The sequence below is a fragment of the Chryseobacterium sp. 3008163 genome, assembly GCF_003669035.1.
In the GTDB taxonomy this organism is placed as follows: Bacteria; Bacteroidota; Bacteroidia; order Flavobacteriales; family Weeksellaceae; genus Chryseobacterium.
Genome location: NZ_CP033070.1, coordinates 4,048,491 through 4,069,700, shown reverse-complemented (window position 1 = coordinate 4,069,700; position 21,210 = coordinate 4,048,491). Strand labels below are relative to the sequence as shown.

Annotated in this window: 19 protein-coding genes; 9 read left to right on the top strand and 10 right to left on the bottom strand. The window is 35.0% G+C overall.

The window, feature by feature from the left end; all coding sequences use genetic code 11:
- Positions 1–49: 49 nt before the first annotated feature.
- The 6 genes from EAG08_RS18815 to EAG08_RS18790 form a co-directional block, all read right to left on the bottom strand.
- On the bottom strand, positions 50–757 hold the full coding sequence (locus EAG08_RS18815; protein WP_129536778.1) for a hypothetical protein: 708 nt from the start codon (positions 755–757) through the stop codon (positions 50–52).
- A gap of 24 nt (positions 758–781) precedes the next feature.
- Positions 782–2,344: a M20/M25/M40 family metallo-hydrolase gene (locus EAG08_RS18810; protein ID WP_129536777.1), complete on the bottom strand. Its 1,563-nt coding sequence runs from the start codon at positions 2,342–2,344 to the stop codon at positions 782–784.
- Between the two features lie 281 nt (positions 2,345–2,625).
- Entirely contained in the window at positions 2,626–3,459 is an 834-nt protein-coding gene (locus EAG08_RS18805) for a GLPGLI family protein (RefSeq protein ID WP_129536776.1), read from the bottom strand.
- Between the two features lie 6 nt (positions 3,460–3,465).
- Entirely contained in the window at positions 3,466–3,705 is a 240-nt protein-coding gene (locus EAG08_RS18800) for a hypothetical protein (protein ID WP_129536775.1), read from the bottom strand.
- Positions 3,693–4,613 carry a hypothetical protein gene (locus tag EAG08_RS18795; protein WP_129536774.1) on the bottom strand — a complete coding sequence of 307 codons (921 nt, stop codon included), beginning with the start codon at positions 4,611–4,613 and terminating at the stop codon, positions 3,693–3,695. Before EAG08_RS18795 ends, EAG08_RS18800 begins: the two co-directional genes overlap by 13 nt.
- Before the next feature lie 124 nt (positions 4,614–4,737).
- The gene (locus tag EAG08_RS18790) at positions 4,738–5,880 is read right to left on the bottom strand and encodes an Atu1372/SO_1960 family protein (RefSeq protein ID WP_129536773.1); all 1,143 of its coding nucleotides are present in this window, start codon (positions 5,878–5,880) and stop codon (positions 4,738–4,740) included.
- Between the two features lie 68 nt (positions 5,881–5,948).
- Between EAG08_RS18790 and EAG08_RS18785 the strand changes: the two genes are divergently transcribed.
- Complete coding sequence (locus tag EAG08_RS18785; RefSeq protein WP_129536772.1) at positions 5,949–6,761, top strand: helix-turn-helix domain-containing protein; 813 nt, start codon at positions 5,949–5,951, stop codon at positions 6,759–6,761.
- Positions 6,762–6,801: 40 nt separating this feature from the next.
- On the opposite strand, the gene EAG08_RS18780 is transcribed toward EAG08_RS18785, so the two are convergent.
- Positions 6,802–6,978 carry a histone H1 gene (locus EAG08_RS18780; RefSeq protein ID WP_047446385.1) on the bottom strand — a complete coding sequence of 59 codons (177 nt, stop codon included), beginning with the start codon at positions 6,976–6,978 and terminating at the stop codon, positions 6,802–6,804.
- A gap of 206 nt (positions 6,979–7,184) precedes the next feature.
- Here EAG08_RS18780 and EAG08_RS18775 point away from each other — a divergent pair, with 206 nt between their 5' ends.
- Positions 7,185–7,661, top strand: coding sequence for a GNAT family N-acetyltransferase (locus tag EAG08_RS18775; RefSeq protein ID WP_129536771.1), 477 nt, complete (start codon positions 7,185–7,187; stop codon positions 7,659–7,661).
- Between the two features lie 83 nt (positions 7,662–7,744).
- On the opposite strand, the gene EAG08_RS18770 is transcribed toward EAG08_RS18775, so the two are convergent.
- Positions 7,745–8,320, bottom strand: coding sequence for a Crp/Fnr family transcriptional regulator (locus EAG08_RS18770; RefSeq protein ID WP_129536770.1), 576 nt, complete (start codon positions 8,318–8,320; stop codon positions 7,745–7,747).
- Between the two features lie 125 nt (positions 8,321–8,445).
- Between EAG08_RS18770 and EAG08_RS23170 the strand changes: the two genes are divergently transcribed.
- Together EAG08_RS23170 and EAG08_RS18765 are read left to right on the top strand one after the other, a co-directional pair.
- Positions 8,446–8,619 carry a hypothetical protein gene (locus EAG08_RS23170; protein WP_410493273.1) on the top strand — a complete coding sequence of 58 codons (174 nt, stop codon included), beginning with the start codon at positions 8,446–8,448 and terminating at the stop codon, positions 8,617–8,619.
- On the top strand, positions 8,547–9,071 hold the full coding sequence (locus tag EAG08_RS18765; protein ID WP_410493272.1) for a CatA-like O-acetyltransferase: 525 nt from the start codon (positions 8,547–8,549) through the stop codon (positions 9,069–9,071). Before EAG08_RS23170 ends, EAG08_RS18765 begins: the two co-directional genes overlap by 73 nt.
- Positions 9,072–9,128: 57 nt before the next feature.
- Here the strand turns inward: EAG08_RS18765 and EAG08_RS18760 are convergent, their stop codons facing one another.
- Positions 9,129–10,028 (bottom strand): EamA family transporter, encoded by a 900-nt coding sequence (locus tag EAG08_RS18760; protein ID WP_129536769.1) that lies wholly within the window; start codon positions 10,026–10,028, stop codon positions 9,129–9,131.
- A 145-nt stretch (positions 10,029–10,173) separates the two neighbouring features.
- Between EAG08_RS18760 and EAG08_RS18755 the strand changes: the two genes are divergently transcribed.
- The 4 genes from EAG08_RS18755 (at position 10,174) to EAG08_RS18740 (ending at position 18,588) form a co-directional block, all read left to right on the top strand.
- Positions 10,174–10,767 carry a hypothetical protein gene (locus tag EAG08_RS18755; RefSeq protein WP_129536768.1) on the top strand — a complete coding sequence of 198 codons (594 nt, stop codon included), beginning with the start codon at positions 10,174–10,176 and terminating at the stop codon, positions 10,765–10,767.
- 232 nt (positions 10,768–10,999) lie between these two features.
- Entirely contained in the window at positions 11,000–12,400 is a 1,401-nt protein-coding gene (locus EAG08_RS18750; protein WP_129536767.1) for a glycoside hydrolase family 28 protein, read from the top strand.
- 1 nt (position 12,401) lies between these two features.
- The gene (locus tag EAG08_RS18745; RefSeq protein ID WP_129536766.1) at positions 12,402–16,067 is read left to right on the top strand and encodes a DUF4450 domain-containing protein; all 3,666 of its coding nucleotides are present in this window, start codon (positions 12,402–12,404) and stop codon (positions 16,065–16,067) included.
- A 385-nt stretch (positions 16,068–16,452) separates the two neighbouring features.
- Positions 16,453–18,588: a hypothetical protein gene (locus tag EAG08_RS18740; protein WP_129536765.1), complete on the top strand. Its 2,136-nt coding sequence runs from the start codon at positions 16,453–16,455 to the stop codon at positions 18,586–18,588.
- A 162-nt stretch (positions 18,589–18,750) separates the two neighbouring features.
- Here the strand turns inward: EAG08_RS18740 and EAG08_RS18735 are convergent, their stop codons facing one another.
- Positions 18,751–19,662 (bottom strand): putative phage abortive infection protein, encoded by a 912-nt coding sequence (locus EAG08_RS18735; RefSeq protein WP_129536764.1) that lies wholly within the window; start codon positions 19,660–19,662, stop codon positions 18,751–18,753.
- Positions 19,663–20,060: 398 nt separating this feature from the next.
- Here EAG08_RS18735 and EAG08_RS18730 point away from each other — a divergent pair, with 398 nt between their 5' ends.
- Positions 20,061–21,107 (top strand): GntR family transcriptional regulator, encoded by a 1,047-nt coding sequence (locus tag EAG08_RS18730; protein WP_129536763.1) that lies wholly within the window; start codon positions 20,061–20,063, stop codon positions 21,105–21,107.
- The last annotated feature ends 103 nt before the right edge of the window (positions 21,108–21,210 follow it).

Below are 21,210 nucleotides of genomic sequence, written 5' to 3'. Positions count from 1 at the left end.
AATAGGCAGCCTACAAGATAAGCTGCCTATTTTTTGTTAATCAAACTGATTAGAATTTAAAATCTGATTTCTTGATATTTTTGTTATAGTATAAATCAAGCAAGGTCATTACCTGATCGCCATTTTCAGACCTCAGTGTAGTTTTTGAACAATAATTAAGATCTCCGTATTTCTTATATTCTGTGCAAAGTGTTGTCGAAAAAGAACCTTTCGTAGGATTTTCATGGACCTCTTTTTTCAGTAAAAAACTTTCAGTGTCGTAGTATAAATTAGTAATGCTTCCATCTTTTGCAGTTACTTTCACATGTTGAAGTTTATGCTCCTCATCTGTCGCAACAAATTCTGCTTTATACAAAGCAGGATCAAGATATGCCAACTCATTCATGATATACTTACGATCCAGTTTATCTTTAAATTCTTCTTGATCAGCAACTTTCTTTTCGCCATTTACGGTATCATAACCCGTCTTACCGTCAAACCATGATCTGTACACGATTCTGCCCTGATATTCAATTTCAAAACTGCCCATATTGGGTGCCATTTCTTTTGTTATATAATTGACATTTCTGCCATCCATTATCGTAGACGATTTTGAATAAAGCGTTTTGATACTGCTTAAAAGATCTTTTCCTCCTGTTGCATCGATTGCTTTCTCAATAATTTCTTTTGCTTTGGTTTCGTTTGTGCTTTGTGAAAAAGCTAAGTAATGCGCTGTGAATACAGAACAAACTGTCATAACTGTGGTTAAAAGTTTCATGTTGCGTTTAATTGTTTTTTAATTTTATTTATACTCCTTAGAATCTCTTCTAGGCTCTTTTACTTCCGGCCATTTTGCAACTTCTCCATTTTCGTTTTCAGGCATTGTTCTGCGTTCTCTGCTCGTAAATTCAGGATCTTCTGATGCCATATAAGCTAATGTTGCAGTAAGAATCACGTTGTTTTTAACCTCATCAAAAACAATTTTATCATACGTATCTTTGGTTGTATGCCATGTATAGCCAAAATACCCCCAGTTTAGTGAACTTAAAGAAAATCCGGGAACTCCTGCTGCTACAAATGAAGCGTGGTCAGATCCTCCACCACCCGGCATTCCTGGGAAGTCTGTTTTGATGTGGTCACGTACATTTTTAGGAACTGCATTCAGCCATTTTCCGATATAATCGTATGATTTTACAAAGCCTTGACCTGCAATATTAATTACTCGTCCCGTTCCGTTATCCTGATTGAAAACTGCCTGAGTTCCTTTGATGATTTCAGGATTATCTGCCACAAACCCTCTTGAACCGTTTAATCCTTGCTCTTCACTTCCCCACAATCCTACAACAATCGTTCTCTTAGGATTCGGATAATATTTTTTAAGAATTCTCATGGTTTCAAGCATTGTTAAAACTCCCGTTCCGTTATCTGTCGCTCCCTGAGCTCCGTCCCAAGAGTCTAAGTGAGCAGAAAGAATAACATATTCGTCAGGTTTTTCAGATCCTTTAATCATCCCAACGGTGTTGAATGTTTTGGCATCAGGAAGAACTTTCGATTGTGCATCTACCTTGATTCTGGGCTTCGTTCCCTTTTCAGCCATTCTGTAGAGCATTCCGTAATCTTCCACATCGATATCAAACATCGGGATTTTGGAAGTTTTTGCTCCGAAAATACGGTTGGCTCCCATAATTCCCGTCCAGTTTGAAATCGCTATTCCCGCCGCTCCTGCTTTTTCTAAAGCTTCAGGAAGCGTATTGTTATCATAACCGATATTCTTTACATAATCACGGAAGTCTTTTGCAGCCTGTTCTTTTTCGGCTTTTAATTTTTCATATAATTCAGGAGTTGCAAATTCTTTGATCTGCTCATCTGAACGACCGATTTTCTGATACTGCGCCATCAAAACAATTTTTCCCTTTACAGATGGAAGCCACTGATCGAATTCTGCTTTAGAAGAAACTTTAGGAAGAACGATAACTTCTGCTTCAACCGCTTTTTTGGTGGAAGGACTCCACGCTAACTGTGTCGCGGAGAGTGACTTCATTCTTGGGTACACCATGTCAACATGAGTCGTGCCTCTCTGCCAGCCTTTCCAGGTTCCGAATTGCTGAAGTTGAGCATCAATTCCCCATGATTTTAATTTATTGGCTGTCCATTCATTCGATTTAAGCATTTCGGGAGTTCCGACCAAACGCGGCCCGATTCCGTCTAATAATTCGAATGCCATATCTTCAAGCTGAGAATGGTTATTCGTTTCATTGACAAAGCTTTCAACAATAGGATTTAATTTCTGAACGGTAGATTGCGCATGGCAAAACTGACTCGCCAAAACTACTGCAGGAACTGCAAAAAAGGTGTTTATCTTCATATTTTTATTGATTGGCATAAAGATAAAGTTATTTGATGAAAATTAAAATTCTTAAATATTCTATTAATGCTTAAAGCTCATGATTATCAATTTTCAAATCGTGATTTTTTTTAAAAAAAATCTGTACAAATTTGTGTTATAAGCCGGAAGTTAATTTTATTTATCCAACAGATGACACAGATTTGCACAGATTTTATAATTAAAATATTTCTCAATGTGAAATGGTTTGCATTAACGATTTCTCAATCATTACTAATTACACATTAGTCATTACCAATAAACTATAACGGATATTTTATCGATTTATCGAGCTCAATCGGGTTGTTGTATTTTCTAATAGATTCTTTTAATCTTTCGTTCACTTCTCGGGAGTTGGCCTGTCCTACTTTGGTTCCGTCGTTTAAATAAAATTCATCATTTGATCGGGTTTGCTGTGTTGCATTCCTCAAATAATTAACGGGCGAGTCATAATACTTCAACTTAGAATCTCTGTATTTTTTGTCATCAACCGCAACACTGCTTTTAAGCATATGATCGATGTATACATTGCTTTTGGGTGTTGCAATCTTTTGAGTTTTTACGAGTTCAAATTTGTAATTATTTTTATCATCAAACAATTCTACAATCAAACCGGGAAGTCCGTGAAATTTGTACGGTCCTTCCTGAAACGGAATATCAGCAGTAAACCATGCAATCCAGTTCCTTCCACCCCAATTGGTGGTTGCTTTTTGTAAATTGAGATCTTTTACTTTCTTTTTTTCATTAGTTAGCTTCCAATCTTGAATGTTTTTTGACGGAAGTTTCAACACCACATTTTCGAGAACATCGTAATAATCATAATCTGCTGAACCAATTTGGTGTTCAATAATGTGAGACGTATTAAATTTTGTACCCTTTGCAATTTGTAGATTATTGGTAACCAAAGAATCTCCAATAAAGAAATCACGTGGATAATATTTCACGGTTTTAGGTTCAATATCCAAATGGTAATTTTCTTTAACGGTGGTATTTTTTGTCGAATCTTTTTTGTATTCCACATCATAAATGAAGCGGTGCGTTTGCGCTTTAAACAAAAGTCCAGATAAGATAAAAGCTGATAAAACTAAATTTTTCATAGTATATTATTTTTGGTTGATAAATTCCTGCTCTTCTTTTGAGAGTAAAACCGTGGATTCTTTGTCTTCTTTTACAGGAATATTTTCCCAAATGCTTTTAGCAAAATTTACTTTTGGGTCTAATCCTTTTTTATCAGATTTTGCAAATGTGTTGTACACAATCTCACGCATCGACTTTTTCACATGGGTTTCGTCTTTGTAAAACATCGTGTAATTATCAGTTTCAAATCTATTTAAAGCGGGCACATAAAGACCATCTTTCTTATAAAAATCGAAGGTAAGAATGGCATTTCCATATTTATAATCAAACGTTCTTCCGTCAGTTGAAACCTTTTTTCGACAGGTAAATCATCCATCGCATAGTTTGTCTCAAAAAACGTAATTACTTTGTCTGCTGTATTATATTTCAAATTACCCTCTATTTTGGTGCCTCTTATAGTTTTTATTTTAAAGCTGATCAACTGCTCACCATCTTCCTCTGAAACTAATGTTCCTGAATATTTTGCTTGATGAGACCTTATGTTCGTAAGGGTTCGATTCAGCTCATAATTGAAGAAATAATTACCCATATATTCATGTGTAAACTCTTCTACTTTGGCAGAAAAAATACTGTCAGATTTATTTATTTTGAGGTATTTTACATTATTAAGCTGTAACTGCAGAATTTCGTCATATTTTTTGTTGTAGCCGTCTTTGTAGTTGTAGGAATTGGTTTTACTCCATAATTTAGCTTCAGAAATGGACATAAAATGGAGTTTGTTATTATCAAAAGCCTTCTGCTTCATCACCACATCGTATATCGAAGGCTCATCATAATAACGTTTGTGATAATTTTTAAAAACATCTTCAAAGAGCTTTTTGATATCTACACTGACGATTTTCACTTCTTCAATATCTTTAAAAGCAGGATGAAGCTTGATTACAGAACTAAAGTTCTTAATCTTTTCTTTTTTGAAACCGGAAGCTGAAACTTCAAAATCTTTAGAATTCTCATCTACAGGTGCAAAGCCATCTTCGTTGGTATAAAGCAATTGATTCGACAAAAGAATCCTTGCGTTGGCGATTGGTTTTCCGTTTTCAGCGTCGACAATCTGGATTTTCTGAGCAGAAAGAACCGCTGATAAAAAGACAAACAGAAAGGAAACATGTTTCATAATAAACTCCGCTATTGGTTATTAGCGGAGCAAATATAAATTCAAAACAGGTTACATTTCAACGAGGTTTGATATATTTAATATTATTTGTGAATATTTAATTTTCTTTAACGGTTTTCTACACTTATTCAACCTCAAATATGGCCTGAATTTCTACCGAAGAATTCACAGGAATCGATGATGCTCCGAGTGTAGCTCTTGCATGTTTTCCTTTTTCACCAAAGACTTCCACTGCGAGATCTGAAGCGACATTCATCAAATCTGCATGCTTGGTGTAGTCGTCTTTTGTATTAAAAATTCCGGTGAGCTGAACAACTTTTTTCACTTGATCTAAATCTCCGTTCACAGCGTCTTTCAATACTGCCAAAACATTGAGCATTGTCTGTTTTGTAGCTTCTTTCACCTGATTTTCATCAACCGAAATTCCTAATTTTCCGGGATTAAGAATTTTACCATCTTTCAAAGCAACCTGATTAATGAAAATCAGATTCCCTGATCTTACATAAGGTTGATAATTTCCTGCAGGCTTTGGAACGCTGGGCAGCATGATGTTTTTCTTTTTTAAAACAGCATCAACAGTTTCTGTTTTTAAAGTTTCTTTTGTAACTTTCTTTTGAAAAGTACCCTTTAAAGCTGATGCCACTTTTGCAAAATTCTCACCCTGAATTCTCGCTAAATATTTTTCACTTTCGCTTGATCGCTGCACATTTTTCACTGAAGCTAAACTCGTTACTCCCAATACCGTATTTCCCTGCGGGATTGTAGAATCTATCTTATCATTACCACGAATACCGTTTGAGACCAAAACCATTCCGTGAACTGAAAGACTGTTCCAAAATGACTGAACAGCCAGTTCGTTTCCTGCTCCACTTCCTGCAGACATAAAAACCGTTGCAGGCATTCCTTCCAATTCATGATTTGTCCATACATTAACCGTTTTAGCAATAAATTCGCTCATTCCTGTGCTTATATTTCCAAAATAAACAGGCGAACCAAAGGCGATTCCGTCATACGAGGCCAACTCGTCAACTGTTGCAACAGGAAGGTTTTTCAGCTTTTCATGCGATGAAGATTTTACAAGTTTAATGATTGCTTTAGTATTTCCATAGTTTTCAATTCCTTTAGAAATTTCCTTTGCCAATTCGTAAGTTCCGCCATTATCTGAATGAATCAAAACCAGTACTTTTGTTTTATTGTCTTGTGCCAGCATAATATTTGTGATTAAAAATAGAAGAATGAATGTAAAAATTCCTTTTGTCATTTTCATAAAAATTTTAAAATAATTGATGGTACAAAATTAAGAAGGCTATTTTCATTAATTTTGCCAAAAACAATATGCAAAACGCCAAAATCAAATGCAGTTTATCGGAAAATTTTCCGGGATATTTTTCTGATTCTGTTGATAAAGACATTTATATTTGGTACGAAAAAGACTGGAAGCATGATGATTATGAGCACTTCCACGAGCGTTCGCAGCTTACTTTTGTAGAAGAAGGTTATCAGTATTTTCATATTGATCAAAAAATATATCTCGTACCTCAGAATCATGTGATTTGGATTCCAGGTTCAAAAAAACACCGAATTACTTCAGAATCTGAAACCGTAAAGCTGATGGTTGTTTTATTTAAAAAAGGTTTGGAGAATGATTTCTTTAAAGACGTACATGTGTTTCCGGCACCATCGGTTTTGAAAGAGATGCTACTTTACGCTTCAAAATGGAATAAGTTGCTGACTGAAGATGCAGAACAAAGCACTTTTATGACTGCAATTCTGACAAGTCTACCTAATTTCTGCAATGAAACTAATTTCTTTCAGATTCCTGCGCCTGTAGATTCGAGACTGACGGCGGTTTGTAATTTCATCAATGTCAATTTTAAACAACATGTAAGCATTGAAGATTTAACCGAAAAAGGAAATATGTCTGCAAGAAGCCTGCAAAGGATTTTTAAATCTGAAACGGGAATCAGCCTGAAGAAATATATACAGCTGATCAGAATTGTAAAAAGTGTAGAACTGATTGATTCAAAACAATTCACACTGAGCGAAATCGCCTTCAAAGTAGGCTACAAAAGTCTTTCTGCTTTCACATCATCTTATTTGTCTGTGATGAAGCTGAGACCTAAAGTAAACAAAAACTTGAAAAATTGAGTAAAAAAAAAGCCGGCTAAAAAAGCCGGCCGAGTCTGTATTATTTTTTAGATTCTTCTACAGAAACTTTTCTGAATTCTTTGAACAATTTGCTCAATTCTAAAGCTGATTTACGAGCTCTAGTACCCGCTGCCTTGTTTCCTTTTTCTGATTGTTGGTTTGCTTCAGTTGCAAACGCTTCGAATTCTGCGTTGATTTTTTCAATAAGTTCTTTCATGTCTATAAAAATTTAGGGTGCAAATATATGTTTTCAGATGCATCCAGCCTAACATTGATGAAAAAATTTAATGTTAAACGTGAATTATTTAATTTAAATCTTAAAAATCATCCTTTTCTTCTATAAAAACTCATTGATAAATGGCTTAATTGGTGATTTATAATCTAAATTTGGTAGATTAATAAACATTCTAAGTACTATCAACAATGAAATTTCTTTTAAATCATCAGGAAACCGGCAGACTCAGATTCAGAAAATTGGAACATTCTGATTTTGAAATTTGGATGGAACTATTTAAAGATGAACAAACTACAAAACTTCTTGGAATGTCTGAGTTTAAAAATGCCGAAGAATGTTGTGAAAAATGGTTTGAATGGACTTTTCATCGTTATGAAAATGATCTAGGCGGGCAAAACGCTCTCATCTGCAAAGAAACTAATCAGTTAGTCGGTCAATGCGGACTTTTGGTACGGAATGTTGAAAATAAATTTGAACTTGAAATTGCCTACTCCATTCTTCCCAATTTCAGAAAAATGGGTTTTGCACTTGAAAGTGCTAAGAAATGTAAAGAATTTGCTTTTGAAAATAATTTTCATGATCGATTAATCTCAATGATTTTTCCGGAAAATGAAAACTCGAAAAAAGTCGCTGCAAAAAACGGAATGATATTTAATAAAAAGTAATCTACAATCATAAGGAAATGTATATTTTTACGATTACAAAGGAAGAATTTAATGAAAGTAAGTAATTATTTTATTTTGAAATACTATTCGTCTTTATTCAGTAAACTCTTTAAGCTTCGGTTTAAACTTCTCACCGAAACTCCAAGATAAGCGGCCATATTTTCTTTTGAAATTTTTATATCCTGCTCAGATTGCAGTTCTAATAGTCTGTTTAGACTTTCCTCTACTGTGTAAAGCTGCTGATACGAGGCGCGCGATGAAGTATTGGATATGCGTTCTGCAAAAACATTTAGCAAAAACCCATTGAAAACAATATCTTCTTTTAAAAGTTTCCTGAAATAAGGAATTGAGATGGAATAAACTTTTACCGCTGTCAGTGCTTCAATCGTACATAATGCTTTTACTTCACGAATGCTTTCTAACTCGCCAATAATTTCTCCACTTCCGGAAAATTCAAGGATATATTCTTTTCCATTTCCCTCGGTCAGGCTGCATTTTACAATGCCTTCCCTCAAAAGTATTACCTTGTTGACCTCTTCATTTTGAGACACCAGCAACTCCCCTTCCTCAAAAGATCTTACAATAATATCTTCTTTGCGGTTTTGCTTCTCATAAAGATTGCTTACATAAGCCAAAAATGACTGATTGGTTCTTAACATTGGATGTCAGGGACAAATGTCCTTTTTATTGTTTTGGGTATTTAAGAATTTTGCTGCTGTAAAACATGCAAATATAGAAAAACAATCAATTTTGTTTTTCGAAATAACAATAATAAATACTAAAAATGAAGACATTAATACCAATCAACGAATGGGATCGTAAAGAACAATACCTTTTTTTCTCTCAGTTTGAAGAGCCTTTTTTCGGAACAACGGTAAGCATAGATTGTACAAAAGCTTACCAATCTGCCAAAGAAAAAATCAATCTTTTTTCCTCTATTATCTGTACAGAGCCATAAAAACTGCCAACGAAATTGAGAACTTCAGATATCGAATTGTTGAAGATAAACCATTTCTATATGATGTTATTCATGCATCAGCAACTATCAATCGACCCAATAACACTTTCGGTTTTTCATACATTGATTTTGATTCTGATGAGTCTGTTTTTCAAACCATAGCCAAAAACGAAATTGAAAGGGTGAAATCATCAAATACCCTGCTTCCGGCAAAAGGAGGAGACAATGTTATTCATTTTTCTGCCGTTCCGTGGTTAAATTTTACTTCAATTTCACATGCAAGAAAATTTTCTATTTCAGACAGTTGTCCGAAAATTTCTTTTGGAAAAATGATGGATGTCAATGACACTAAAACAATGAATGTTTCGATTCATGGGCATCACGCTTTAATGGATGGTTATCATGTCGGGCTTTTTACTGAAAGGTTTCAGATGTTGATGGATGAAGATTAATTTAAATAAATAATTATTATTGATTTCAAACGTGAATTGATTCATAAATACTCAAAATTAATTTACGTTTGAATCTTTTATTTTAAAGATCTGATTGCCATTAAACACAATCACAGCCAGGAATATCAACGCATAAGGAAATATCTGCAAAACACCCAAAGGCTCATGATAAACAACTCCGGCCAAAACAAAAGCGATGATTGGATTAATATTTAAAATCATTCCTACTTTTGATGAAGCTATTCCACTCAAGGCAAATAAATTCAGCAGTAATGGAACAATTGTGTAAAGTACAGCGATGATTTCAACATAGAAATAAAATTTAAAATCAGTAGGAATCGGCCCAGAGAAAGCCGGAAAAAATGGCAGTAAAATAAGCGCTGATAGTAAAATATGAAAATTAAGAACCAGAAATTTATCAAACTTGGTATTTTTGTTTTGGCTGATCAAATATGCAGCGTAAGTAAAGCCAATCAGACTGCTGTAAAACATATCAATCATATTGGCATAAGAAAGCAACACACAACCTATACAACTCAGAAATACCGATAGCCATTGCATTTTTGACAATCTATCACGCAACAGAAAATAAGCAAGTATAGTCGTAATAATCGGGCAAACCAAATAAGCTACAGAAGTCGCCCGCACACTTACATGATTCATCACATAAATGAATGAAAACCAATTTGCTGTCAACAAAATACTGCTTCCAACATTTAAGACAATCATTTCTCTTCTGCTCTTTTTCGGTAGAGACTTAAAAAAAATTACATTATTCTTTATTTTTTCTCTTTTGAAAGCAACAGAAACTACCGTCATAATAATGGCACAGCTGAAAACACGATAAAAAAGAATATCCAATGATGGGTATGAATGCAGTGGCTTTAAAACCAAACTAAATGTTCCCCAAATAGAAAAAGCAAGTACTGCAGCTAAGTAATATTTTAGATTATTCAAGTGAAATTGTCTGTATTAAATTGAAATAAAATGATGGTGCAAAAATAGAGATTAAAGAGCGGACAAAACAGATAAAATATTACCTTTGATAAGGTACTAACCAAAAATATTTTTCAGAACAACTTGTTTTTTGTAAACTTAATTAATGAGAAAAATAATTTTAATCTTATTCGTCCTTATTTCTTTTGTTTCAATGGCTCAACAAAAAGGAAATACGGGTCATTTTACTATACAGATACGAGAAGAGTTCGGTGATCTCAATAAAGACGGATTGCAAGATAAAACCGTGATTTCCATGGATACCGTTGATGTTAATCAGCCACTCAAATTAGAAATCTACTTTCAACAGTCTGACGGAAAATTCAAATTATTCTTTTCTTCCACAAATATCTTCAATCCACAATATCCAAACGGAAAATATGGCGGAGATCAAATTCCGTATGCATTTATTGAGGATGGATATTTGGTTATCGATTCTGAAATAAAAGATTTTCATTATCAGGATAAATTTAAATTCAATAAAGGAAACTTTGAATTAGTCAACTTTTCATCTGTAATCTGGGATGGTAAAGATTACACAATCGAAATAGAATTTGATCTTTTAAAAGGTATAAAAACTGAAATTACACAAACTCTGGGTTCCGGAGATATTCTGAAAAAAGAAGAAAAAAAATTACTTATAAAGCCTTTGCCGACCATTCAAAATTTCAGAACACTTGAAAGCAAGTGGAAGAATTAATAGTTTTTTTTAACCTTAAAGTAAATCTTTTCTGAGTTTTTAAAATAAATTATCTTTGAATCAGCGCAATCGATTACAATTGATCTTAGTTAATTTTAACTAAAAATTTAATTATTTTTTTCATACCGACAGTGCAGGATAATTCTTAGTTTCAATTATTTTAGATTGCGATTAATAAAGGAAGTGCATTAAAGACTAATACTTCTTTTAAACTAAACAATTTGCAGACATTATGAAAAAATTCGCATTTCTACTACTCGCATCCATCTCGATATCACTATCGGCACAATATAAACCGTGGACTTCCGCAAAACAACCTTTAAAAGAACTAGAAGCTTTAAAGAAACAAATCAAAAAACCGGAATTCAGAAAAGTTGATTATCTGGTGACCGATTTCGGAGCTGTGGGCGACGGAAAAACAAAAAATACGGAAGCTTTCAAAAAAGCAATTGAAAAATGCAGTGCAGAAGGCGGCGGAAGAGTTGTCGTACCAAACGGTGTTTTCCTGACAGGAGCAATTTATTTAAAATCTAATGTTAATCTACATTTAAGCGATGGTTCTACGATTTTATTCAGCCAGGACAGCAATGACTACCCTATCGTTTTTACGCGTTGGGAAGGCATGGAATGTATGAATTATTCATCTTTAATCTACGCTTACGAAGAAGAAAATATCGCTATAACCGGAAAAGGAACTCTAGATGGAAATTCAGATTTAGACAACTGGTGGTTCTGGTGCGGCGCTACAAAATATGGATATAATGAAACTCGTCCCGGAAGACAAAATCCTGCCCGTGCGAAACTTCACGAATATATGGCGCAGAGAAAACCTGCCAGAGAAAGAATTTTCGGGGACGGATGGTATTTAAGACCCAATTTTGTTCAGCCTTACAAGTCTAAAAACTTCTATATGTCGGATGTTTTGGTGAAAAATTCTCCAATGTGGAACCTAAATCCTGTTTTGTGTGAAAATGTTTTGATTGAAAGAGTAAAAGTAATCAGCCACGGTCCAAACAACGACGGTTTCGACCCTGAAGCGTGTAAAAATGTATGGATTAAAGATTCTTATTTTGACACCGGAGACGATTGTATTGCGATCAAATCAGGGAGAGACGAAGACGGAAGAGACATCGGAAGACCTGCCGAAAACCATATCATCGAAAATTGCGAAATGAAAGATGGTCACGGCGGTGTTGTGATTGGAAGTGAAATTGCAGGCGGCGCCAAAAACATTTACGCCATCGGAAACGTGATGGACAGCAAGAATCTTGACAGAGCTTTAAGAATTAAAACAAGTTCTAGCCGAGGTGGAATCATCGAAAATGTATTTTTCTACAACACAAAAGTAGGTGCTTACAAAGAAGCAGCCGTGCGTTTCAATATGCATTATGAAAAACCGGGAAATCACATTCCTACTATCAGAAATATCTGGGTTGAAAATCTTGTGGTAGAAAAAGGAGGAAAATATGCTGTATTTTCTGACGCTTACGAAACTTCTCCTGTAACAGATTTCACGATGATAAATGCTAAAATGACTGGCGTTGAAATTCCTTATAAAGTAGATTACTTGAAAAATGTGACTTTAAAAAATGTAACCGTTAACGGACAACCAATAACCGAGTTAAAACCATAAAATGCGAAGAAAAACCATTTTCGCCGGACTTCTCGTTTTATCGGCATTCTCACTTTCATATTCCCAGTCGAAACATTGGCAGAATAACGAGCGTGAGCTACATTACAAAGAAGATAAAGGCGATTTTTTATTGGTCAACGGAAAGTACAGATTCAACCGTGCATTGTATGGAGACAACCGTGCTTCCAGAGTTGAAGCGGGAGATTTGCCGGAATTCGCATTGTATCTTCCGGGAATGGGCGGGAATCTTCAGTTTGTCATTCAGAAAGGAAATTCAATTAAAAAATTAATTCAGGCTGAAAAAATTGAAACGCGTTACCGTCCGGGTTCAATGCTGTATGAAATCAAAGACCCAATTCTTGGAACCGGAACTTTAAAACTGACAGTTTTGGCACAAGCTAAAGAAGAAGGTTTGGTTTTAAAAATGGAAACTGTCAATGTAGATTCCTCAACAAAAATCTATGCGGTTTACGGCGGTGCGAGCGGAACGACTTTCAGCAGAAACGGCGACATCGGTGCAGACCCCGAATCCGGATTTTACTTGTTGCCTGAATATTGTTTGAACAATCAGTTTCAATTAAATAAAAATCAATTCCAACTTAATTATTTAAATAAGAAAAAAGAAACTCAAACCGTTAGTGGAAGTTTTTCAAATATCAATTCATTACAGCAAACCGATGCGCAGACTTTAGAAAAACTGACTGAGTTTACCCAAAATAAAACTGACAAGTCTCCGATTGTTTATGCCTCGTATTCTTCACAAAAGAATCCGATTTACATTCAGGTTGCGAAAGGAAAATCAGAAAAAAACTTTTCAGACGAAGATTTAAAAAATACTTTTAATGAAGCTGAAAAATCCCGTTTAGCACTAACAAATAGAATTCAACTTAAAACTCCGGATGCAGATTTAGATAATTTCGGAGCGAATTTAGCCGTTGCTGCAGATGGAATTTGGGAAAGCCCGACATTCCTTCACGGTGCCGTGGCATGGAGAATGCGACTGAATGCGTGGCGTGGAGCTTATACAGCCGATGCGTTGAACTGGCACGACAGAGCAAAAGAATATTTTGAAAGCTACGCCAATTCGCAGGTTTTAAAACCCGATTTTGCACCCGTGGAAATGGATACTATACGTCATCTTGCGCGTCACGAAGAGAAAATGGGAACTTCTGTTTTTTCAAGCGGATATATTTCCAGAAATCCGAATGACAACACAAAACCGCATCATTACGATATGAATCTGGTGTTTTTTGACCAAATGTTTTCGCATTTCAATTATACTGGTGACAAAGAATTTCTGAAAAAAATGTGGCCGACAATGGTTCGTCATATGGATTGGGAAAAACGGAATTTCAAGCGTGGTGATTTGTATGATGCGTATGCTGCGATTTGGGCAAGTGATGCGCTTCAATATTCAGGTGGAAAAGTGACGCATACTTCGGCTTATAATTACAGAGCCAATCGTGAAATGGCGAAGCTTGCGAAAATCATTGGCGAAAATCCTCAACCTTACGAACAGGAAGCTGATGCGATTTTAAAAGCAATGAAAAACCAGCTTTGGATTAAAGACAAAGGTTATTTTGCTGAATACAAAGATGCTTTGGGCAATCAAATTGTTCACGACAAACCCGGAATATGGTCGATTTATCACGTTTCCGATGCGTTTATTCTCAATGAATTTGAGGATTATCAGAACTTACAATATATTAATAATCAAACACCTAAAATTCCAGTGACGGTGAAAGGTGCACACAATAAAGATTATTATACATTATCAACCACCAACTGGCAACCTTACGATTGGTCGATAAATAATGTCGCTTTGGCGGAAAATCTACAGACCGCTTTGGCGTATTGGCAAGCCGGAAGAAGTGAGGATGCTTATCAACTTTGGAAAGGAAATCTTGTAGAATCGATGTATTACGGCATCAGTCCGGGGAATTTTGAACAGCTTTCTCATTATGATGCATTTCGTGGAGAATTGTATAGAGATTTTGCCGACCCGATTGGTGTAGCCTCAAGAACTTTGACGGAAGGACTTTTCGGGGTATATCCAAATTTATTGGAAAATAAAATCAGCATCAAACCTGGTTTCCCAAAAGACTGGAATTCTGCTGAACTGAAGCTTACGGATTGGGATTATCAGTTTACGAGAACTTCGAAAAAGACCGAATATTTATTTAAATCATACTATCAAAATTTGGTGTCATTGGAAATGCAGATTCCTGTAAATTATTCCAACATCAAATCGGTAAAAGTGAATGGTAAAAAAGTGGATTGGAAAATTAAACCTAATTCGATTTTGCAACCATTTGTTGAGTTTGAAACACCGAACGGAAAAGATTTTAAGATTGAAATCAATTATTCCGGAGAAGAACTGAAAAATGAACAAACTGATTACGTCAATTATATATCGGAAAGTCTTCAGTTAAATTTCGATTCAAAAAAGAAAATCAAAGATATTTACGACCCGCAAGGACTCATTAAAAATTCCCCTCCTCTGGAAATCGAGGAACGAGATTCGCCGAAACAAAAAAGAAAATCAATAAATAATGAGGCACTGGTGGAAAAGCGACCGAAGGGAGAAGACGGGGTGGTTAACTACGGATTTCAATTAATCAATGAAGAAAGAAAAGGAACTTTCTTCGTTCAGGTCGAACAAAACGGAACAACTTGGTGGCAACCTGTGAATATTGATATCCGCTTTCCTTTAGAAACAAAATGGGTGAACAAAAAACTGCAGATTCTATCAAAATCTTCCAATGCAATTAATGGAAAATTAACTGTTAATGGTTTGAACAAAACTTTTTCGATTCAAAAAAATCAAAATACGACGATTGAAATTCCGCCTAATGTTTTAAGCAAAGGAACCAATTCTATTGTGCTTGATTATAATGGAATTAAACAAAATATAGAAATCACAGACTGGAACATTGAGAATCAGGGACAGTTTAACAACATTTCATTGGCTTCAAAGTACAACGAAAAAGTAACCGATATTTTCAATCAGAAATACCTATCACCGAGACTGGAAGTTCCGACTTTACAGCTTCCGTGGCAGGGAATCGGAAATTGGTGCTATCCTTTAATCACTGCTCAAATCGATGACAGCGGATTGATGAGCAAAAGAAAAAACGGCAAAGTTGAGTTTCTTGGAATTCCTTTTTTAATTGATAAAACCGATAAAAATATTGCGTTTGTAAGTCAGTGGGATAACTATTCAGACTCTCTCGAAATTTCGGTTTCTGGGAAAGGAAAGAAAATCTATTTTCTGATGGCTGGAACTACTAATCCGATGCAATCGCAGATTGTGAATGGAAAAATTACGGTTCAGTATGCTGATGGTTCGACTACCGAACTGGAGCTAAAAAATCCGACGAACTGGTGGCCGATTGAGCAGGACTTGTTTGATGACAATTTTGCATTTGAAATTCCGGATGATAAAATTCCGTATCGCGTGAAACTGAAAACGGGAGACTTGTACAAAGGCGGAACTTTAAGCAAATATTCGAGTATCAAAGGATTTACAGACCGTCAGGTGGATGGTGGTTCTGCCACAATTCTGGATTTGCCGATTGATGCGAGTAAAGAATTAAAATCGATAAAACTAACCGCCGTTAGTAATGATGTGGTGATTGGAATGATGAGTGCGACGGTTTTGAAATAAATCTAAAATCAATAGGGACGGGCTTTAGCCCGTTCTGAAAAAATAATTATTCATTGGCTTTAGCCAAAACTTAGTTTATATTTTGGCTAAAGCCAATGATTATTAACCATTAATAAAATGGGCTAAAGCCCATTCCTATTGATAACTATTCGAAAACAACAATTAAATTCAGATTATAAATAATAAAGTTTTATTCTGATACGAATGATATTGCAGCCCGACTTGAACGGAAATCCTTTTGTGAGGAGGAACGACGAACAAAAGATTGAGAGAGGAAGGCGGAAATGTCTGCCATAAAAAAAATAAATTGACATTCGACGTAGTCAATAGCTACCTAAAATAAAATATAACATTGAACAAATTTATTTACCGAAATAAAAGAAAAATGAAAAAAATTACAATATATCTTGGGATTTTCCTGATGGGATTTTCTTCAATGAATGCCCAGAAAATCGACCGGAAAATGGTCGTTCAGCGACATAATATTGTCAACACTAAAGCAGATACGCTTTCCACTTTTACGGTTGGAAACGGAAAGTTTGCCTACACGGTTGACATTACCGGAATGCAGTCGTTTCCTGAATATTATAAAAATGGTGTTTCTCTCGGAACGCAGTCTGAGTGGGGCTGGAACAGTTTTCCGAATAAAGAGAATTATAAATTTGAGGAAACTTTAAAACCTTACGATTTCAATAACGACGGGCGAAAAGCTTTATACTCTGTTCAAATCAAAGAACCGGAAAGAAATAAAGGGGCTGTGGAATATTTCCGTGTGAACCAACACCGTTTGCAGTTGGGAAATATCGGTATTGAACTGACTAAAAAAGACGGACAGAAAGCAAAAATTTCAGATTTGACCAACATTAATCAGAAAATTGATTTGTGGAAAGGAATTATTACGAGCGAATTTTCTTTAGAAGGAACGCCGATAAAAGTCTGGACGGCTTCTTTTCAAAATTCAGATAAAATTGGAGTGAAAATTGAATCTGATTTGATTTCTAAAAACAGATTGAAAGTCTTTGCACACTACCCTTCTCCAACCGGACAATTCTTAGATGATGCAGCTTTTTACGGAAATGAAAATGACCATTCTACGAAAATCGTTTCGTCACAATCGACGCAAGGTTTGATTCAGCATAAATTGCAAAGTACGGATTATTATACGCAGTTTAATTTTACAGAAGGAAAACTTCGTGAGGCAGGAAATCATTATTTTGTTTACGAACCTTCTTCGAAAAATAAGACCGTTGAGTTAAGTGTTGAGTTTTCGGCAAAAAGTCCGAAATCTAACAGAACTTTATTCGCTGATGCTGAAAAAGAAAGTACTTCTGGCTGGAAAAACTTCTGGGAAAGCGGTGCTGCCGTTGATTTTGAAGGAAGTACAGACCCGAGAGCCAATGAGCTTGAAAGAAGAGTTGTGCTGTCAGAATATTTAACGAAAGTTCAGTGTGGTGGCAACAATCCGCCTCAGGAAACAGGATTGACATTCAACAGCTGGTACGGGAAATCGCACACGGAAATGCATTGGTGGCACGGCGTTCACTTTGCTTTGTGGGGGAGACCGGAAATTTTAGAAAAGCAACTCGATTATTATTTCAGGTCTTTTGATAAAGCTAAAAAATTAGCAGAAAGACAAGGTTACAAAGGTGTTCGCTGGATTAAAATGTCAGATAATGATGGGAACGAAAGTCCGTCTTCTGTTGCTGCATTTTTGATTTGGGAACAACCACACATCATTTATATGACCGAACTTTTGTACCGCAACAGCAAGGATAAAAAAGTTCTTGAAAAATATAAAGATTTAATTTTTGCGACGGCTGATTTTATGGCTGATTTTGCGACTTATGATAACGAAAAAAACCGTTATAATTTAGGTAAAGGGGTCATTCCTGCACAGGAAGTTTTCCCTGCGAAAGATACTTACAACCCGACTTATGAAGTAGCATATTGGGATTGGTCGCTGAAAATCGCTCAAGAATGGAAAGAAAGATTAGGGCAACCGAGAGATAAAAAATGGGATGATGTCATTAATAAATTGGCTCCGCTTCCGGTTCAGGATAGCGTTTATTTATCGACAGAATCGGCAAAAGATTCATTTACGTTTCCAAAATGGATGACCGACCACCCTGCCGTTTTAGGCGCATTGGGAATGGTTCCGGAATCTCCTAAATTGGACAAAAAAATAATGAAAAACACGCTTGATATCGTTTGGGAAAGATGGAACTGGGAACACACCTGGGGCTGGGATTTTCCAATGACTGCGATGAACGCCGCAAGATTGGGTCTTCCAAATAAAGCTTTGGATGCTTTGTTTATGAATATTCAAACTAATACCTACCTTAAAAACGGACATAATTTCCAGGACAAACGACTTAGAATTTATCTTCCCGGAAATGGCGGCGTTTTGACGACCGTTGCGATGATGCTGGAAGGTTGGGATACTTCAACCGGACAATTCCCTGGTTTCCCGAAAGACGGAACCTGGAAAATAAAAGCAGAAGGCTTCAAAAAGATGCCTTAAAAAATTTCACATTCATATAGTTTTTTAAAGTCTGTTCCGAAAGGGGCAGGCTTTTTTTGGTCGGAGGAATGGAGAGATGGAGCATTTAAGTGAGGGTGAAAAAAAAATCATTTGTCACCTAGGGGATACTACACAAAACTTCTATATGGATTGGAATTCAAATTAGGAGTTGGATGCGGAAAGGAATTGATCGCTCTGTCTATTAAAATCATTCATAAATTGTTTCTGTTTGTAATTCACAAAATGATTAGTATTAATAATTAATTTAACATCTAAATCATCAACAATCCTATACTTATCAATTAATTTTCTAAATGTAGAGTATGGATCTTGTGATAATGTTTGATAAAATATTATTGCTGTTTCATATTTTGTGAAATGTGATTTTAAAATTGAAATATAGAAAAACTTATCTTTTATATTGGAATCATCCACAAGTTTTAATATTATTGTGATTGTAGAAAAATATTTAATTAATTCATCTTCGACGACTTTGCTTCTTAGATAGTAAATTTTAGTTAGTTCAGCGATAGTAAATTTAGTATTTTCTTTTTTAATATTTGTATAAAAGTCTCCTTCTAAAAGTTTATTTTCTTCAATTGAATTAAATCTATCTTTCATAAAAGTTTGAAAGCGGATAATTAAATGCTTGTGAAATTTGTAAAATAAATCTTTACCCTCCGTTGCTTTTCCGTCAATTGTACCGGAGACTTTCTCCGTATTGTCCCGATACATAGAAATCATTTGGAAAAAAGTATTTTCAAACTGCTGCTTTATCAGAGTTTCATTTTGTGTCTCAAACTCGTTTCGAGTAAGTTTCATTTCCTCCCTAGTCAATTCTAACTCATTTCTCTGTAACTTTAATTCTTGACGTTGCAAAAGAATAGCTATAATAACACCGGTAAATGATAATCCTGTGAACAAAGCATTAGAAGCGCCAAACATATCTCCAAATAAGCCTTGATGATCTTTATCCAATGCTGTTGCATAAGTATAATTCTCGTAGAGAACAACTCCCATAAAAATTAGTGATCCTATTCCAATAAACCAAAACACCCAATTTCTGTTTTTCATGTGTAGTTTTTCTCAAATATATTAATTCGCTCGCTACAACACCAAAAATTTATTCCTCTAAGTTTGTTGAAACTTAAACTTATTTCACTCAAAAATATCATATCTCTGAACTACACGAAGAAACTGAATGATATTAAAAAATCTACCAAGGCAGGTTGATTTCCTAGATTAAATGATTATTAATTCTTTCGGTGACACTAAAAATGGGGAAAATGAAAATATTAAAATTTCTTTCGCTTATATAATAACAATCTTTAAATCAATAAATTAAAATCAATAAAAATTTTAAACATGATGAATATCACTTATTTTAAATTTTTGTATCTTGTGATTTCTCAGTACTAAAGATTTCACGTATTAGTTTCAGGATTGAAATTTATACTTACACAGTAAAGATCATGTCAGACACATTAGAAATCAACATCAATGAAAACTCCAGAGTTCCGAAATACAAACAGATTGTAGATTCTATTCTGAACGGAATTGATGGAGGGCAAATAAAAATCGGAGAAAAAATTCCGTCTATCAATGAGCTCAGCGAATCTTGTTTTCTCTCCCGGGATACCGTGGAAAAGGCTTACAAAGAGCTTCGCAAAAGGCAGATCATTGAATCTGTAAAAGGAAAAGGTTATTACATTTCCAGAATCAACAAGAACGACATCATCAACATTTTCTTTCTGATCAACAAGCCGAGTACGTATAAAATGATGATTTATAATTATTTTGTCAATGCAATCGGTACCAAAGGCAATGTGGAGATGTATATCTATCACTGCGACGAAACGCTTTTCATCAATGCGCTGAAGAAAAATCTTGGTGGATTTGATTATTATGTCGTAATGCCTCACTTCCGTGATGAACAGTCGAAACATACGAGTTCAACACAGGAAGTTTTAGATATTATCGAACAGATCCCAAAGAATAAATTGTTGCTTTTAGACAATACAAAACCTAATATTTCAGGAGATTATGGCTCTATTTTTCAGGATTTTGAGCATGATATTTACGATGCCTTGAAGGAAGGTTTAGATAAAATTAAAAAGTACGAAAAGATCATTTTGGTTTATCCTGATAAATCGATTCACCCATACCCTTTCCGTATTGTGCGCGGTTTTGAGCAGTTTTGCCGGGATTTTAAATTGGATTATGAAATTCTTGATGAAATTTATCCCGATATGGAATTACAGGATAAAGATATTTTCATCACGATTCGTGAACGTGATTTGGTGAATTTAGTAAAACAGATCCGTCAGAAAAATCTGAAATTAGGTGAAGACATCGGAATTATTTCCTACAACGAAACGCCTTTAAAGGAATTACTAGGAATTACCGTGATCACGACTGATTTTAAGGCGATGGGAGAATCTGCTGCGTATATGATTTTGAAAAATAAGAAGGAGCAGGTGAATAATGTTTTTAAATTTATTCAAAGGGAATCTTTATAGTTTTTAAAGTTTTGATGAAGATTTTTTTTTAACGCAAAGCTTTATTTTTCACTTTCAATATTTAAGGAGCAAAGGGTTGGAATCAATAAATTGATTCTGACTA

What these genes read in the sequence shown, in the direction of transcription:
- EAG08_RS18815 (WP_129536778.1), bottom strand. Translation starts at nt 757, where the DNA reads ATGAAACTTTTAACCACAGTTATGACAGTTTGTTCTGTATTCACAGCG.
- EAG08_RS18810 (WP_129536777.1), bottom strand. Translation starts at nt 2,344, where the DNA reads ATGAAGATAAACACCTTTTTTGCAGTTCCTGCAGTAGTTTTGGCGAGT.
- EAG08_RS18805 (WP_129536776.1), bottom strand. Translation starts at nt 3,459, where the DNA reads ATGAAAAATTTAGTTTTATCAGCTTTTATCTTATCTGGACTTTTGTTT.
- EAG08_RS18795 (WP_129536774.1), bottom strand. Translation starts at nt 4,613, where the DNA reads ATGAAACATGTTTCCTTTCTGTTTGTCTTTTTATCAGCGGTTCTTTCT.
- EAG08_RS18790 (WP_129536773.1), bottom strand. Translation starts at nt 5,880, where the DNA reads ATGAAAATGACAAAAGGAATTTTTACATTCATTCTTCTATTTTTAATC.
- EAG08_RS18785 (WP_129536772.1), top strand. Translation starts at nt 5,949, where the DNA reads ATGCAAAACGCCAAAATCAAATGCAGTTTATCGGAAAATTTTCCGGGA.
- EAG08_RS18780 (WP_047446385.1), bottom strand. Translation starts at nt 6,978, where the DNA reads ATGAAAGAACTTATTGAAAAAATCAACGCAGAATTCGAAGCGTTTGCA.
- EAG08_RS18775 (WP_129536771.1), top strand. Translation starts at nt 7,185, where the DNA reads ATGAAATTTCTTTTAAATCATCAGGAAACCGGCAGACTCAGATTCAGA.
- EAG08_RS18770 (WP_129536770.1), bottom strand. Translation starts at nt 8,320, where the DNA reads ATGTTAAGAACCAATCAGTCATTTTTGGCTTATGTAAGCAATCTTTAT.
- EAG08_RS23170 (WP_410493273.1), top strand. Translation starts at nt 8,446, where the DNA reads ATGAAGACATTAATACCAATCAACGAATGGGATCGTAAAGAACAATAC.
- EAG08_RS18755 (WP_129536768.1), top strand. Translation starts at nt 10,174, where the DNA reads ATGAGAAAAATAATTTTAATCTTATTCGTCCTTATTTCTTTTGTTTCA.
- EAG08_RS18750 (WP_129536767.1), top strand. Translation starts at nt 11,000, where the DNA reads ATGAAAAAATTCGCATTTCTACTACTCGCATCCATCTCGATATCACTA.
- EAG08_RS18745 (WP_129536766.1), top strand. Translation starts at nt 12,402, where the DNA reads ATGCGAAGAAAAACCATTTTCGCCGGACTTCTCGTTTTATCGGCATTC.
- EAG08_RS18740 (WP_129536765.1), top strand. Translation starts at nt 16,453, where the DNA reads ATGAAAAAAATTACAATATATCTTGGGATTTTCCTGATGGGATTTTCT.
- EAG08_RS18735 (WP_129536764.1), bottom strand. Translation starts at nt 19,662, where the DNA reads ATGAAAAACAGAAATTGGGTGTTTTGGTTTATTGGAATAGGATCACTA.
- EAG08_RS18730 (WP_129536763.1), top strand. Translation starts at nt 20,061, where the DNA reads ATGTCAGACACATTAGAAATCAACATCAATGAAAACTCCAGAGTTCCG.